13 protein-coding genes and 1 pseudogene are annotated in these 14,270 nt (G+C 69.0%); 7 read left to right on the forward strand and 7 right to left on the reverse strand.

Translation table 11 applies throughout. The features are described from left to right. Positions 1 to 185: 185 nt before the first annotated feature. Positions 186 to 578 carry an SCO5389 family protein gene (locus AC08OX_RS08145; protein WP_476607245.1) on the reverse strand — a complete coding sequence of 131 codons (393 nt, stop codon included), beginning with the start codon at positions 576 to 578 and terminating at the stop codon, positions 186 to 188. A 391-nt stretch (positions 579 to 969) separates the two neighbouring features. Here AC08OX_RS08145 and AC08OX_RS08150 point away from each other — a divergent pair, with 391 nt between their 5' ends. The 4 genes from AC08OX_RS08150 to AC08OX_RS08165 are packed head-to-tail and all read left to right on the forward strand — an operon-like array spanning position 970 to position 4,700. Further along, on the forward strand, positions 970 to 1,944 hold the full coding sequence (locus AC08OX_RS08150) for a metal ABC transporter solute-binding protein, Zn/Mn family (protein WP_476607246.1): 975 nt from the start codon (positions 970 to 972) through the stop codon (positions 1,942 to 1,944). Positions 1,945 to 1,960: 16 nt separating this feature from the next. Further along, positions 1,961 to 2,869, forward strand: a complete 909-nt coding sequence (locus AC08OX_RS08155; RefSeq protein WP_476607247.1) for a metal ABC transporter ATP-binding protein — start codon at positions 1,961 to 1,963, stop codon at positions 2,867 to 2,869. An 11-nt stretch (positions 2,870 to 2,880) separates the two neighbouring features. After that, positions 2,881 to 3,792 (forward strand): metal ABC transporter permease, encoded by a 912-nt coding sequence (locus tag AC08OX_RS08160; RefSeq protein ID WP_476607248.1) that lies wholly within the window; start codon positions 2,881 to 2,883, stop codon positions 3,790 to 3,792. Then, positions 3,789 to 4,700 (forward strand): metal ABC transporter permease, encoded by a 912-nt coding sequence (locus AC08OX_RS08165; protein ID WP_476607249.1) that lies wholly within the window; start codon positions 3,789 to 3,791, stop codon positions 4,698 to 4,700. Before AC08OX_RS08160 ends, AC08OX_RS08165 begins: the two co-directional genes overlap by 4 nt. Positions 4,701 to 4,754: 54 nt before the next feature. Here the strand turns inward: AC08OX_RS08165 and AC08OX_RS08170 are convergent, their stop codons facing one another. The 5 genes from AC08OX_RS08170 to AC08OX_RS08190 form a co-directional block, all read right to left on the reverse strand. Further along, positions 4,755 to 5,942 carry a TetR/AcrR family transcriptional regulator gene (locus AC08OX_RS08170; protein ID WP_476607257.1) on the reverse strand — a complete coding sequence of 396 codons (1,188 nt, stop codon included), beginning with the start codon at positions 5,940 to 5,942 and terminating at the stop codon, positions 4,755 to 4,757. Positions 5,943 to 5,985: 43 nt separating this feature from the next. After that, positions 5,986 to 7,170, reverse strand: coding sequence for a lipid-transfer protein (locus AC08OX_RS08175; RefSeq protein WP_476607250.1), 1,185 nt, complete (start codon positions 7,168 to 7,170; stop codon positions 5,986 to 5,988). A gap of 158 nt (positions 7,171 to 7,328) precedes the next feature. Continuing rightward, a complete protein-coding gene (locus tag AC08OX_RS08180; protein ID WP_476607251.1) occupies positions 7,329 to 7,547 on the reverse strand; it encodes a hypothetical protein in 219 nt (72 codons plus the stop codon). Then, positions 7,544 to 8,122 carry a sigma-70 family RNA polymerase sigma factor gene (locus tag AC08OX_RS08185; RefSeq protein ID WP_476607252.1) on the reverse strand — a complete coding sequence of 193 codons (579 nt, stop codon included), beginning with the start codon at positions 8,120 to 8,122 and terminating at the stop codon, positions 7,544 to 7,546. The genes AC08OX_RS08180 and AC08OX_RS08185 overlap by 4 nt, the downstream gene beginning before the upstream one ends. 5 nt (positions 8,123 to 8,127) lie before the next feature. Next, positions 8,128 to 9,675, reverse strand: a complete 1,548-nt coding sequence (locus AC08OX_RS08190; protein ID WP_476607253.1) for a sodium:solute symporter family protein — start codon at positions 9,673 to 9,675, stop codon at positions 8,128 to 8,130. Positions 9,676 to 9,970: 295 nt separating this feature from the next. Between AC08OX_RS08190 and AC08OX_RS08195 the strand changes: the two genes are divergently transcribed. From AC08OX_RS08195 to AC08OX_RS08205, 3 genes are all read left to right on the forward strand, one after another. After that, entirely contained in the window at positions 9,971 to 10,231 is a 261-nt protein-coding gene (locus tag AC08OX_RS08195; protein ID WP_476607254.1) for a DUF3311 domain-containing protein, read from the forward strand. After that, a complete protein-coding gene (locus AC08OX_RS08200; RefSeq protein WP_476607255.1) occupies positions 10,228 to 10,575 on the forward strand; it encodes a hypothetical protein in 348 nt (115 codons plus the stop codon). Before AC08OX_RS08195 ends, AC08OX_RS08200 begins: the two co-directional genes overlap by 4 nt. Positions 10,576 to 10,682: 107 nt before the next feature. After that, complete coding sequence (locus tag AC08OX_RS08205) at positions 10,683 to 12,815, forward strand: carbon starvation CstA family protein (protein WP_476607256.1); 2,133 nt, start codon at positions 10,683 to 10,685, stop codon at positions 12,813 to 12,815. A 792-nt stretch (positions 12,816 to 13,607) separates the two neighbouring features. Here the strand turns inward: AC08OX_RS08205 and AC08OX_RS08210 are convergent. After that, positions 13,608 to 13,828 (reverse strand): annotated as a pseudogene (locus AC08OX_RS08210) (IS66-like element ISFsp11 family transposase); the annotation flags it as partial. Positions 13,829 to 14,270 lie beyond the last annotated feature (442 nt).

Here is a 14,270-nt window from a genome sequence, read left to right on the forward strand (position 1 = left end):
CGGTCCGTCTGCCTCGACGCTCCCCCCGACTGACGTCACATCGTGGGCGTTACCCGATTCTGATCGATGGGCCAGGCGGGCCGGTGGATGAACGTCCAGGACAGATCCGGTACAAAAAATCCGGTCCAAAATGGACAACACCGGCCCACCGGGCCATCGGGATCAAAATATCCCGGGAGCCCAGACTAGCAGTTGACGAACTCCGGTTGCTGGTTGAGGACCTGGCTCTCCGGGGAGACGAAGCGGCGGTACTGCTCGCCGCTCGTGGCCTGGGGGCGGAAAGCGGCCAACCGATGGCAGTTCTGGAAGGCCAGCGCCACGCCGAAGTGCCGTTCCAGAGCCGCGCGTATCGAGGTGCTGGCCATCGCCCGCAACAGCTGGCCCTGCTCGGCGTCGTCCGCGGGCGGGGTCTGGTTGTCGGCGAAGTCGCGGGTTGCGGTGGGCAGCTCGCCGGCGAGCCGCTCGACCAGGCCGTAGGCGTAGGGCAGGGAAGTGCGGATGCAGGCGAGGAAGTCGGCCTCGTCGACGTGACCTTGTTCGGCCTGCGTCAACAGGTCAGGCGACACCGTCAGGGACATGGATACCTCCTGGGCTGGTGGCAGCGACAACGATCACCACTGTCTTGGATGTAACAACCGTTGTCAATACCAACAGTAATACTCCGCATACAGATCGATTGCGCCGCGACGGGGAGCCCCGACACCCCGCCGGATCTGCCGTGCGATGCGACGCGTCCGCCTCCATGCACCCGGCGCACGCCCCGGTGGACGGTACAGGACGTCCGACCCGACAAAGCACCTGGTCGATCATGCGGACGGGCGGACGGGCGGACGGCGGGGAGGCTCGCCCCGCGTCATCGCCGACCGCTCGAACTCGAACTTGTAACGGTTTCCATTAGCGACTACCTTTGCGGCAATGAATCCCGGTCCTGCCAGCAGGTCCGGTCGGGTAACAAGCAGGGAGATCGTGGTGGATGGTGCACGGCTGGTCACGGTGCGGCGCTGGCGGGTGCGGCCCGGGCGGGTGCCGCGCGGCCTGGGGGTAGTGGCCGCCGGCGTGGCGATGGTCGTGGCCGCGTGTGGGACGTCCTCGTCGGGGGACACCGGGACCGGCGCCACCGGCGGCAAGAAGATCACCGTGGTGGCGGCCGAGAACTTCTGGGGCAGCATCGCCGCCCAGTTGGGGGGCGACCGGGTGGCGGTCACCAGCATCATCGACAATCCCGACGCCGACCCGCATGACTACGAGCCGACCCCCGCCGATGGCCGGGCGATCGCCGGTGCGCGGCTGTTCATCGACAACGGCGTCGGCTACGACCCGTGGGCGGGCAAGCTGGCGGCGGCCAACCCGGCGACCGGGCGGGTGACGCTGACCGTCGGCGACCTGGTCGGCGCGAAGGACGGCGACAACCCGCATCGCTGGTACAACCCGGATGACGTCGCGAAAGTGATCGACCAGGTCACCGCCGACTACAAGAAGATCGACCCCGCCGACTCGGGCTACTTCGATCAGCAGCGGGCATCCTTCACCGCCACGGCCCTCAAGCCGTACACCGATCTCATCGCGACAATCAAGAAGAAGTATGCCGGGACGCCGGTCGGGGCCTCGGAGAGCATCTTCGCGATGCTGTCCCCAGCGCTCGGACTGAACCTGCTGACCCCGCCGGCCTTCCTGCGTGCGATCTCGGAGGGCAGCGATCCGACTGTCGCGGACAAGAGCACCAGCGACAGTCAGATCAAGACCGGGAAGATCAAAATCTACGTCTACAACAGCCAGAACGCCACCCCGGACGTGCGGCGGCAGATCGAGGAGGCGCAGGCGGCCCACATCCCGGTGACCACCATCACCGAGACGCTTGTCCCGGCCGGAGCGTCGTTCCAGGACTGGCAGGTCGCCCAGTTGGAAGCCCTGCGCGGGTCGCTGGCGCAGGCAACCGGAAAGTAAGCGGAAGGTGACGAGAATGGCGGCGGTGGCGCACCCTCGAACCGACGGCTCGAGCGCCGAGGTTGACGCGGCGGTGGCGCCGGTCAGCGCCGGCAGGCCGGCCGCGCCGGCGGTGATGTTCGAGGGTGCGGCGGTTCGTCTCGGTGGGCGGATGGTGTGGAGCGGGGTGAACGTCGAGGCCGGCGCGGGGGAGTTCGTCGCGATCCTCGGTCCCAACGGCGTCGGTAAGTCCACCCTGCTCAAGGCAGCCCTTGGCCTGCTGCCGCTGGCCGCGGGGCGGGTGGTGGTGCTGGGCCGGCATCCCGGGCGGGCCCGCACCGAGGTCGGTTATCTGCCGCAGCGACGGAGCTTCGACCCGTCGGTACGGATCCGGGGGCTTGACATCGTCCGCCTCGGTCTCGACGGCCACCGGTGGGGTCTGCCGCTGCCCGGCGGAGATCGCGCCCGGACCGCGCGGCGGCGCGTCGCCGAACTCGTCGAGCAGGTCGGCGCCACCGGCTACGCCCACCAGCCGATCGGCCGGCTGTCCGGTGGGGAGCAGCAGCGGCTTCTGATCGCCCAGGCGCTCGCCCGCCGGCCCCGGCTGCTGCTTCTCGACGAACCGTTGGACAGCCTGGACCCGCCCAACGCCGCCTCGGTCGCGACCCTCATCCGCACCATCTGCCAGACGGCGGGGGTGACCGTGCTGATGGTCGCCCACGACGTCAACCCAATCCTGTCCAGCCTCGACCGGGTCATCTACCTCGCCGGCGGCGGCGCGGTCTCGGGCCCTCCCGCCGAGGTCATCACCAGTGCGACGTTAAGCCGGCTCTACCAGGCCCCCATCGAGGTGCTGACCACCTCCGACGGGCGCCTCGTCGTCGTCGGCCAGCCCGAGCCGCCCGCCGTACACGCCGACCGTCACGACGGGACCGGCTACCTGTGATCACTGCAGCTGTGGTCGCGACCGACGCGGGCCTGTCGTGGGACCTGGTCCGCGACGTTCGGCAGATGTTCGCCTACCCGTTCATGGTGAACGCGTTCCGGGCCGGAACCATCGTCGCGCTGACCGCCGGGGCAACCGGATGGTTCATGGTCCTACGCCGCCAGGCCTTCGCCGGCCACACCCTCGCCGTGGCCGGTTTCCCGGGCGCGGCTGGGGCGATCTGGCTCGGCTTGGGCGCGACCTACGGCTACTTCGCCTTCTGCCTCACCGCGGCGCTGATCATCGCGGCCATCCCCGGGGCGGGCGGGGCAGCCGCCGGGCGGGCCGCGGAGTCGGCCACCATCGGTACCGTCCAGGCGTTCGCGCTGGCCTGCGGATTCCTGTTCGTCAGCCTGTACAAGGGATTCCTCGGCGGGGTCAACACGCTGCTGTTCGGCAGCTTCCTGGGAATCACCGACGACATGGTCCTCACGCTGACCGCCGTCGCCGTGGCGGTCCTGGCAGTGCTGGCGCTCATCGGGCGGCCGCTGCTGTTCGCCTCGCTCGATCCAGCCGTGGCCGCCGCCGCCGGAGTGCCGGTGCGGGGTCTGTCGGTGGCTTTCCTGATCGTGCTCGGGAGTACCGCCGCGGAGGTCAGCCAGATCACCGGAACTCTCCTCGTCTTCACCCTGCTGGTCATCCCGGCCGCGACCGCACAGGTCCTCACCACCCGACCGGCCCTCAGCCTCACGCTCACCGTGCTGCTAGGCCTGCTGGTCACCTGGGCCGGGCTGACCGTGGCCTACTACTCGCCCTATCCGATCGGCTTTTTCATCACCAGCTTCTCCTTCGGCCTGTACCTTCTCGCCCGTCTCGCCGTCGGCGCGCACGACCTGCTCGGCCGGGCCGCCCGCGTCCCCCGGACGACCGGAGCAGCAGCATGACCGCGGCCACGGCGGACACCGGACTGACCGCGATGTTCGAGCACCCGTTCATGCAGCATGCGTTCATCGCCGGAACGGGGATTGCCATGGCGGCCGGACTCGTCGGCTACTTCCTCGTCCTGCGGGCCCAGGTCTTCACCGCCGACGCGTTGTCCCATGCGGCGTTCACCGGCGCACTCGCCGCCCTGGCCACCGGGATCGACGCCCGCGTCGGCCTGTTCGCCGCCACCGTCGCCGTCGGATGCGCCCTCGGCGCCCTCGGCGCCCGCGGCCCCCGCGGCCACGCCGATGACGTCGTCATCGGCAGCGTGTTCGCCTGGGTCCTCGGCCTCGGGGTGCTCTTCCTCACCCTTTACACTACCCACCGCAACACCGGCAACGGCACCGCTGGTGTCACCGTCCTGTTCGGCTCGATCTTCGGCCTGGACGCCTCCCACGCCTGGGAGGCTGCCATACTCGCCGTAATCCTCTGTCTCGCCACCATCGCGATCGGGCGTCCCCTGCTGTTCGCCAGCCTGGACGGCGCGGTTGCGGCCGCCCGAGATGTCCCCGTTCGCCTCCTCGGCGTCGGTTTCCTCGGCCTCGTCGGGGCGACCGCGGCCGAGGCCACCCAGGCCGTCGGTGCGCTGCTGCTCCTCGGTATGCTCGCCGCACCCGCCGGCACCGCCCACCGGCTCACCGGCCACCCTTACCATGGAATGATGATCTCCACCGCGGTCGCGGTGACGGTGACCTGGGTCGGGCTGACCACCAGCTACCTCGCCCCGCGGATCCCCCCGAGCTTCGCCATCCTCGCCACCGCCACCGCCACCTACACCGTCACGCTGATCGTCACCCGACTGGTCGCGGACTCGGGCTTGGCGCGGCCGGTGCGGCATCTGTCCGCGGATGCGCATTGTTCGGCCTGATCAAACCCACCGGCGCCACCGGCGCGGTCGTGCGCAATCCCGGGAGGCGCCAGGTCAGAGCCCGAGCAGCCGGCCGCAGATCGACTCGACCGCGCCCGGCACGCCCGGGTTGTGCCGCAGGTGCGGGGTGCGGGCCGTGTCGTTGACGACGGCGACCGCGGCGTGCACCCGGATCCGGGCGGCGGTGGGGTCGAGCTCGGGGTGCACGAGCCGGAGCAGGTGAACCCATTCGGTGAGGTAGTCGTGCTGGGCCCGGCGGGCGGCGTGGCGTTCGTCCTCCGGCAGGTGCTCGACTTCGGTGATCAGCAGCCCGATCAGGTCGTGGTGGGCCTGGGTGAACCGGATGTAGGAGCCGACCAGCCGGCGCAGGGCGTCGGCGGCGCCGTTCGAAGTCCGATAGATCGCGCTGACGTCCATCAACAGGGCAGCCGTGCTGCGCTGGAACGCGGTGCGCAGCATGTCCAGCTTGCTCGGGAAGTGGTGGTAGACGCTGGGGCCGGTGATGCCGACGGCGTTGCCGACGTCCTCGATGCCGACGCCGGCGTAGCCGTGGGTGGCGAACATCCGCACCGCCTGGGTGAGCAGCGCCTCGCGACGGGAGGCCGGCCGCAACGGCGGTCCGGCCGGTGGTGGCGGCGATGCGGCGCAGGTGCCGGGCAGCGGGGTGTCCAGCACGAGGTCGGTGAGCTCGGCGAGCAGGTCGTCGTAGGCGGGCCGGGGCAGGTCCAGGTGGTGGAAGGAGGGGCTCATCAGCACGGCCAGCACCGCCCAGGTGAGCAGGTCCGCGGTGGGGGTGTCGAGCTCGGGGCGGGCGGCGCGCACCCGGCCGGTGAGGCGGCGTCCGATCTCGCGGACCTCGGCGCGCAGCAGGGCATGGTCGTCAGGGGTCAGATGGCGGGCTTCGCGCTGCCAGAGCACGCCGATATGGCGTTCGTCGAGGCAGCGAGCGGCGAGCTGGGCCGACGCCGTGGCGCGGTCGGCGCGGTCGGCGAGATCGAGATCATCGAGCAGGTGCCGCAGCGGGGCCAGGCCTGCGGCGATGACCTCGCGGAGCAGGTCCTGTTTACCGGAGAAGTGCCGGTACAGCGCGGACGGGCCGACCGCCACGGCTTCGGCGAGATCGGTCATGCCGATCTGGTCGTAGCCGCGGCGGGCGAACAGGTCCGAGGCGGCGCCGAGGATCAGCGCCCGCCGGTTACGCGGGCGGGTGCCGCGCGGCGGCGCAAGCGTGCGGTCCGGCAGGACAACCCCCTCGGTACAACCCCCTCGGTCTCCTCGGTGTGGATCAGCCTACCTTCTCGTAGAGGGTGACCACGGCGGCGCCGCCGAGGCCGATGTTATGCTGCAGCGCCACGGTCACGTCCTCGACTTGGCGCTTGTCGGCCTCGCCGCGCAGCTGCCACACCAGCTCCGCGCACTGCGCCAACCCGGTCGCGCCCAGCGGGTGCCCCTTGGACAGCAGCCCACCCGACGGATTGGTCACCACCCGGCCGCCGTAGGTGTTGTCGCCGTCGACGATGAACTTCTCCGCCGTGCCCTCCGGAGTCAGCCCCAGCGCCTCGTAGGTCATCAGCTCATTGGTGGTGAAGCAGTCGTGCAGCTCCACCACGCGCACATCGAGCGGGTCCACCCCGGCCACCTCGTACACCTGCCGCGCGGCGGCCGCGGTCATGTCGTAACCGACCAGGCGCATCAGGTCCCCGTCGAACGAGGACGGGGTATCCGTGGTCATCGCCTGCGCGGTGATCGCCACATCGGCGCGCAGGCCGTGGGCGCGCGCGAAGTCCTCGGAAACGACCACCGCGGCGGCCGCGCCACAGGTGGGCGGGCAGCACTGCAGCCGGGTCAGCCAACCGAGGATCCGCGGCGAGGCAAGAACCTCCTCCACGGTCACCGGATCAGTGAACACCGCATACGGGTTGTTGGCCGCGTGCCGGCGCGACTTCACCGAGATCCGCGCGAATACCGCCGGGTCCATCCCGTACTTCTCACAGTAGGCCGCACCCGCACCGGCGAAGTACCGCGGTGCGAACGGCACCCCCTCGACCTCGCCCTGCACCTTGGTGACCACCTCGTCGAACCGCTCGAAGGCGTTGGGCCGGTCGTCCCACTGCATCGTCAGCGCGCCGCGCCGCATCTGCTCGAACCCGAACGCCAGCACGCAGTCCGCCGCCCCGGAAGCCACCGCCTGCCGCGCCAGGAACAGCGCCGACGACCCACTCGAGCAGTTGTTGTTCACGTTCACCACCGGCGCCCCGGTCATCCCCACCCGGTACAGCGCCTTCTGCCCGCTCGTCGAGTCGCCGTACACATAGCCGGCGTACGTCTGCTGGACCGCCGCCAGGTCGATCCCGGCATCGGCCAACGCCGCCCTGACCGCCCCCTCGGCCAGCACGTCGTAGCTGTCGCTCCTGCTCGGCGTCGCGAACGGCACCATGCCGACGCCCGTCACCATCACCCGACCGCTCATCACCACTCCCTAGGCTAGCTACTGTTCACTTAATACCGTGAGCACCACGGTAGCGCACGCCAGGGGGCGAGGTGCGGCGTAAGCATGCTTGCGAGGATTCACAAGGCGGAGCGATGCGGATGTCTCACTGCCTGCGGTCGAGTGAAGTTCCACGCCGGTCAGTGGTTGAGCGCCCACAGGCCGACCAGGTTCGCGAAGGTGAAGACCACCGCGATGACGACGGCGAGGATGAGCCGCCTGCGGCGCTCGCGGCGGCGCCAGGTGGCCTGCGCCCGCCGGTAGGCGTCGGGCGACACGGGCACGCCGCCGGCGAGAGCGTCCAGGGCGTCGTGCAGCCGTCGTTCGGTGTCGCTGAGCGGCCCGGTGTGATACGTCATGTCTGGGACTCCATCGCGCGGGACAGCGCCGTCATTCCTCGCGCCACATGGGATTTCACTGCGCCGCAGGAAATCCCCATGACTGCGGCTATCTCGGATTCCTTCAGATCGAGCCAGTACCGCAGTACCAGGGCCTCCCGCTGGCGCGGCGACAGCCGCTGTAAGGCGACGACTACAGCTCGCTGTTCGTGTCGCAGTAGCGCTTGCGTCTCCGCCGATTCTACCTGGTCTGATGGCCATCCCATGTGTTTTCGGACAACCTGGAGATGGCGCAGTCGCATTCGGGTGAGATTGCAGACTATGCTACGTAGATACGGCAGGGTGGCGGTCGAGTCCCGCAGTTTTCGCCAGCGCCGGTAGAGCTCGTAGAATGCCTGCGCGGCGATATCCTCCGGGTCGTCCGCGCCGAGGAGGGCGGCCAGCCGTACCAATGAGACGTAGTGGGTGTTGAAGAGCCGCGCGAGGGCGGTCTCCCGATCAAGATCGTGAAGATTCGTCTGGATCTTGTCGGCCGGCAGCAGACTGGCGGCGTCGCCGGCAGTGACGGCTGCTGGATCTTTGGGAATGCCCTGCACCGCCCTCACCGCCATCCCGGCGCGTCCGGCTGGGGGAGTCGGTCCACCTGGGATGCCCGGCTGCTCCGGGCCACGCCGACGCGCTGAAGGACCGGGGTGAGCGCGGTGGCGACCGCCAGGTTCAGCCCGAGCGCGAGGAGCGCCGTGTACAGCGGCACGGACGCCCCGAACAGGTGCAGGTTCACCACCGCGGAGAATTCGCCGGAGGTTACCAGGCAGGTTCCCGCCGCCATTCCTACCGCCCATCCGGCAAGCAGCGCACCGCGATGCAGCCAGGTGGAGAACAGGCCGATCCCGACTGCCGGGAAGGTCTGGAGTATCCAGACCCCGCCCAGCAGCTGCAGATCGATGGCATCCTGGTCGCGCAGACCGAGCACGAAGGCGAATGCCCCGATCTTTGTCACCAGCGAGACACCGCGAGCCACCCGGACCTGATGCTTAGGGGTGGCCGTGGGGTGAAAATACTCGACGTATACGTTGCGGACGAAGAGCATGGCGATCGCCACCGACATCACCGCCGCGGGGACGAGCGCCGCGACAACGAGCGCGCCGAACACGACGCCGGTGACAACCGGTGGGGCCAGCTGCTGGACGAGCAGAGGGACCGCTGCTTCGGCCTGCCCGCGGGGTGTGCGTACCCCCGTGGCCAAGGCGGCAACGCCGAGCAGCCCGAAGAGTCCGAGCAGGCCCGTCCATGCGGGCAGGGTGACCGCCGAGCGGCGCAGGACGTCGGGGTCCTTCGCCGCAAATGCGGCGGTGAGCACGTGCGGGTACACCAGCAGGGCCATCGCCGAGCCGAGCACGAGGCTCGCGAACGAGGCGAACGTCGACGGCTCCAGCGTGAGCGACGGATCCGGCAAGCCGTCCGTGGCCATGTTCCGCTGTGCTGCGGCAAAGATCTCGCCGGGTCCGCCGAGCCTGGCTAGGACGAGTCCGACCACGGCGAAGACCGCCAAAAAGATCAGAATTCCTTTGGCGACCGAGACGAGTGCCGGAGCGCGGATGCCGCTGCGGTAGGTCGCGACGGCGAGCACCCCGAACACCGAGGCCAGCACCAGGTCGCCGGGCAGCCCAGGCGGGGTGAGGCCGCCGGCAACGAGCACTGCGCGGACGCCGACCAACTGCAGCGCGATGTACGGCGTGGTGGCCACGATTCCGGTCAGCGCCACGGCGAGCGCGAGCAGCGGCGACCGGTGGCGTTCCCGCACGTAGTCGCCCACCGTGACGTAACCATGGCGCCGAGCCGTCTCCGCCAGGCGCGGGAGGAGCACGAAGGCCAGCGGATAGACGATGATCGTGTAGGGCAGCGCGAAGAAGCCGAGAGCGCCCACCCCGTAGACGAGGCCGGGCACCGCGGCGAAGGTATATGCGGTGTAGATCGCACCGCCGAGCAGGAACCAGGTCAGAACACCACCGAACGGGCGCCCTGCGAGCGCCCACCCTTCCGGCGAGGGGAGCTCGTCCCGCCGATGGAACGCGCGCGTCCTTACCGATAGTAACGAAGTGCCTGCTATCGCGACGGTGAATCCCGCCACGGTCGTCCCGTCGGCCATCCGACACCTTCCGTATTCCAGTTGCGCACCGAGCCGGCGCGGTTGACACGACATCATCCCGCAACAAGTCGTAAACCTGTAGCTCACCAAGTCGTAAACCGCGGAGGTGCGGCGAGCAACTCTCCCGGTGACACCACCGCGGCATGCGTGACCACCGGCCTGGGTACCTGGGCCGGCCGGTGGCCCACCAGGAAGATCAAAATTTAGGGAGATCAGGATGTGGCACGATGAGCAGGGCCGGGACACTCCGCTGGGTGTCCCGGCAAACTCCGCGGCAGGCATCCCGGCAGGGCCCGTGCCTGCAACAGACCGGCCGGCCGCCGGTCGTCCGGCCCGCGCGGCGGCACGTCGGCGGCGAACCGTCGCGGTCGCGTGTCTCGGGACACCGTTCGCAGCCCTGCTGGCGGTCCCGCTTTATGCGCAGGATGAGCCACGGCTGGCCGGGGTGCCGTTCTTTTACTGGTATCAGCTTGCCTGGGTGCCCTTAAGCGCGCTGCTGACCGCAGCCGCTTGGCGGCTGGACAGCCGGGGGACGGCGCCGGAAGGCCTGCGGTGATCCAGTTCACCGACCGGGCCCGGGCGGCGCTCCGCGAGGGCGAGGTAGTTATTTTTGACTGGGCCCCGCTGGGGCTGTGCTGCGCCTGCACCGGTCAACTGTGGCTGCGCCCCGCGCCGCGGGCGCTCGTGCCGCGGCACCGGGGCTTCCGCCCGGTGGACGCGGATCCCGGTGGCAGCGCCGTAGCCCATCCACTCGCCTATCCGTTCCTCCTGGGCCGCGATGTCACAGTCGACTGCCGCTCGCGGCTCGGCTTCCGGCGCTTCAGCACCGACCTGCCGCCCGATGTCGGGTTCGCTGACCTGCTCGGCCTGGCCGCTCTCGCCAAGGGACGCATCGTATGACTACCCATCTCGATACTGCCGGAACCGGCCTTCCGCCTGGCGGCGGTCGTGCGCCTGGCCATGGCCGGAGGACCGGCAGGCTCCGATCGATAGCCATCTGGACCACGGTGTCGGCGGTCGGCGCGATCAGCTGGGCTGTGCTCGCGATGTCCCGCCACGAGTCGATCTCTGCGGCGTGGATCCTGCTCGCCGGCCTGGGATCCTTCGCCATCGCCTACCGCTTCTACGCCCGGTTCATCGCAAACCGGGTGCTGCGGGTGGATGACAGCCGGGCAACGCCGGCCGAACGCCTCGACAACGGCGTCGACTACCAGCCGACCGACCGGCGGGTCCTGTTTGGCCACCACTTCGCTGCCATCGCCGGGGCCGGTCCGCTCGTCGGCCCGGTGCTCGCCGTACAGATGGGGTATCTGCCCGGGACGATCTGGATCATCGCCGGTGTTATTTTCGCCGGTGCCGTGCAGGACATGGTGACGTTGTTCTTCTCCATGCGGCGGGACGGCAAGAGCCTGGGCCAGATGGCGCGCGACGAGATCGGCCCGGTGGGCGGGACGGCGGCACTGGTCGCCGTCTTCGCCATAATGATCATTTTGCTGGCGGTGCTGGCGCTTGTCGTGGTGAACGCGCTCGCCGCCTCTGCATGGGGCACCTTCTCGATCGCGATGACCATCCCGATCGCCCTGTTCATGGGCGTCTACCTGCGGGTGCTGCGACCCGGCCGGGTCGCTGAGGCCACCGCCGTCGGTGTCGCCGGACTGTTCGCGGCCCTTGTCGGCGGCCGCTGGATCCAGGACTCCGCCCTCGCCTCCGCCTTTACACTCAGCCCGAAGGCACTGGTCGCCTGCCTTGTCGGCTATGGCTTTGTCGCCTCGGTGCTGCCGGTGTGGCTCCTGCTCGCGCCCCGCGACTACCTCTCGACCTTTATGAAGGTCGGCACCATCGGGCTGCTTGCCATCGGCGTTCTCGTCGAATTTCCGGTACTTCAGGCGGACGCAGTCAGTACTTTCGCGACCAGGGGAAACGGGCCGGTGTTCGCCGGCAGCCTGTTCCCGTTCGTCTTCATCACCATCGCCTGCGGTGCCCTGTCCGGATTCCATTCCCTCATCGCGTCCGGCACCACGCCGAAGATGATCCAGAAGGAGTCCCAGGTCCGGTTCATCGGTTATGGGGCGATGCTGACCGAGTCCCTTGTCGCACTGATGGCGCTGATCGCGGCGGCGGTGCTCAGCCCGGGCCTCTACTACGCCATGAATGCGCCCGGTGGGGTCGTCGGCAAGACCGCGGCGTCGGCTGCGTCCGCGGTCACCGACCTCGGTTTCACCATCACCCCGGACGCCCTCGACTCCGCGGCCCGGGCCGTCGGTGAATCGACGCTGGTAGCCCGCACCGGAGGTGCACCGACGCTCGCTGTCGGCATGTCCAACATCCTTTCAGGCGCATTCGGTGGCGGCCGCCTCGCCGACTTCTGGTACCACTTCGCGATCATGTTCGAGGCGCTGTTCATCCTGACCACTGTCGACGCCGGAACCCGGGTCGGCCGATTCATGTTGCAGGACATGCTCGGGAACGTATGGAAGCCAATCGGCCGGGTGAGCTGGTGGCCCGGGGTCTGGCTGAGCAGCGCGCTGGTGGTCGGCACCTGGGGCTATTTCCTCTGGACCGGCGCAACCGACCCGCTCGGCGGCATCAACCAGCTGTTCCCGCTGTTCGGGATGGCCAACCAGATGCTTGCCGCCATCGCATTGGCGGTCGCCACCACCCTGTTCGTCAAGAGTGGGCGAGCGCGGTGGGCCTGGGTGCCCGGCGTCCCGCTCGGCTGGGATGTCGCCGTCACCTTCACCGCGGCCTGGCAGAAGGTTTTCTCGGACGATCCCAAGCTCGGCTTCCTCGCCCAACGGCACCGCTATGCCGACGCGCTCGACGACGGCAGGGTTCTGGCGCCCGCGAGGAGCATCAGCGACATGCACAAAGTAGTCCAGAACTCGACCGTGGACGGGATCATGGCGATAGTGTTCGCTCTGCTCGTGCTCGTCGTGCTCGCCGATGCGGTACGGGTGTGCATACGGGCTGTCCGTACCCGGGCGCCGGTGCCCACCACCGAAGCGGACTATGTAGCCTCCCGTTTTGTTGCGTCCGGGGGATTGTTGGCGACCGCTGAAGAGCGCCAACTGCTCGCGGACGCGGTCCAGGCGGCCGGGGCCCCTCAGCCCGAGCCCGTCACACCGCCGCTGCGCCGCTGACAACATCCCGCGAAAATAGCGAGAGTTGAATCTGTTTGCGCCGGGACGAGCTGGCGACGGCCATCAGGCCGGAACCCGCTCGTCCCGGCGCGACCAATTGACGGGCGGGCGGCCGACGGGGCAATGGCCGTACGTTAAATGGCTCTTCGCGGTAGGCTGGAATGCGTGGTCACAGGGTCACGGGCTTCGGTCAGGCTGTGTTCACGAGGTTTACTGATGGTCAATGTGTGGGGTTAGTGTTCCTGGTGATGGCGGTGGGTGTGTGATAGATCCTTTGCATGAGGTGTGCGACGGGTGCGGGTTGACGCCCGCGGAGCAGGTGGAACGGGAGCGGGTCCGGATGGCTGCGGCTGACCGGTTCGCGGCGGGAACGACCCGAACGGAGATGGCGCGGGAATTCAAGGTGACCCCGAAAACGGCGGGCTGCGGGTATCGCGCCTGGGAATCGAGAGGCGTAGCCGGCACGGCTGGTCGGTCAGATGCCGGCCCGTCGTGCGCTGGAACGCGACGACACCGCGGCGCGGGAGTGGGTCAAGTGGGAGTGGCCGGCGCTACAACCACGGCGGCGGCCCGGGATGCCCGGGTCTGTTTCCTCGACGAGACAGGGCAGGGCCTGCGGCCGCCACGGGGCGGACGTGGGCGCGGCGTGGGGTGACCCCGGTGGTGCGGGTACCCGGTCGGGGTGGGTCCGGGCGGGTGAGTGTGGTCGGGATGGTCTGCTACCGGTCCGGCTCACCCCCGACCTGAACCAGCCCGAAAGAGTATCTGATCCCATCTGAAACGCGCAACCACGCCGATCGGCTCCTTCGACGACAGCACCGGGGGTTTGTGCTGTCCATCGACAACCGCCGCCGCAGGTTGGCAACATCGAGCTTCTTGACCCGCTCACGTGCCCGGTCCCGCTCGGCCCGTGCCGCGCCCAACTCCGTCTCGTGAGGCTCGGCCGCGTCCGCCACGGCCCGCCGCAGCCGTTCGTTCGTCGCGGCCAGCTTGTCGTTCACCGCCCGGGCCGCGACCTACTCGCCGGCCAGCTCCTCGGCTGCCGCAAGACGCGGCCCCACGACACGGACGGGTCAGCCACGACCCATGATCCTCCACGTCCAACCACCAGGACCAAGCAACGAGCTCAACGTACCTCCCCAATACAAACCCCAAAGTCAGCGGGCTACGGCCGCCCACCCTGAATGGACACGTCCCATGCTCCTGGCGGACGGCATCGGGCCTCTTCCCGGCAAGGCATACCCGTCGTACGCCCTGGCTGGTACGGAGAGTTATCGCACGACGACCTCAAACGCGTTCTAAGGGGACGGCGTTCAAGGGCGGAACCAGAACTTTGATCTAGTCTGCTACCTGCGCAAACAGTGGTCGCATGATGAAACATTCATCCCGGGTATCCGAGCAGGGGCCGAGATATTTACCGGTGCGGCCCGGCGAGTCAGTGGCAGAGCGTGAGGC

Source organism: Frankia sp. CoBUL1 (assembly GCF_978021245.1).

Excerpts from the sequence above, each read along its gene's own strand:
- AC08OX_RS08145 (WP_476607245.1), bottom strand. The coding sequence starts at position 578 with ATGTCCCTGACGGTGTCGCCTGACCTGTTGACGCAGGCCGAACAAGGT.
- AC08OX_RS08175 (WP_476607250.1), bottom strand. The coding sequence starts at position 7,170 with ATGAGCGGTCGGGTGATGGTGACGGGCGTCGGCATGGTGCCGTTCGCG.
- AC08OX_RS08165 (WP_476607249.1), top strand. The coding sequence starts at position 3,789 with ATGACCGCGGCCACGGCGGACACCGGACTGACCGCGATGTTCGAGCAC.
- AC08OX_RS08180 (WP_476607251.1), bottom strand. The coding sequence starts at position 7,547 with ATGACGTATCACACCGGGCCGCTCAGCGACACCGAACGACGGCTGCAC.
- AC08OX_RS08155 (WP_476607247.1), top strand. The coding sequence starts at position 1,961 with ATGGCGGCGGTGGCGCACCCTCGAACCGACGGCTCGAGCGCCGAGGTT.
- AC08OX_RS08190 (WP_476607253.1), bottom strand. The coding sequence starts at position 9,675 with ATGGCCGACGGGACGACCGTGGCGGGATTCACCGTCGCGATAGCAGGC.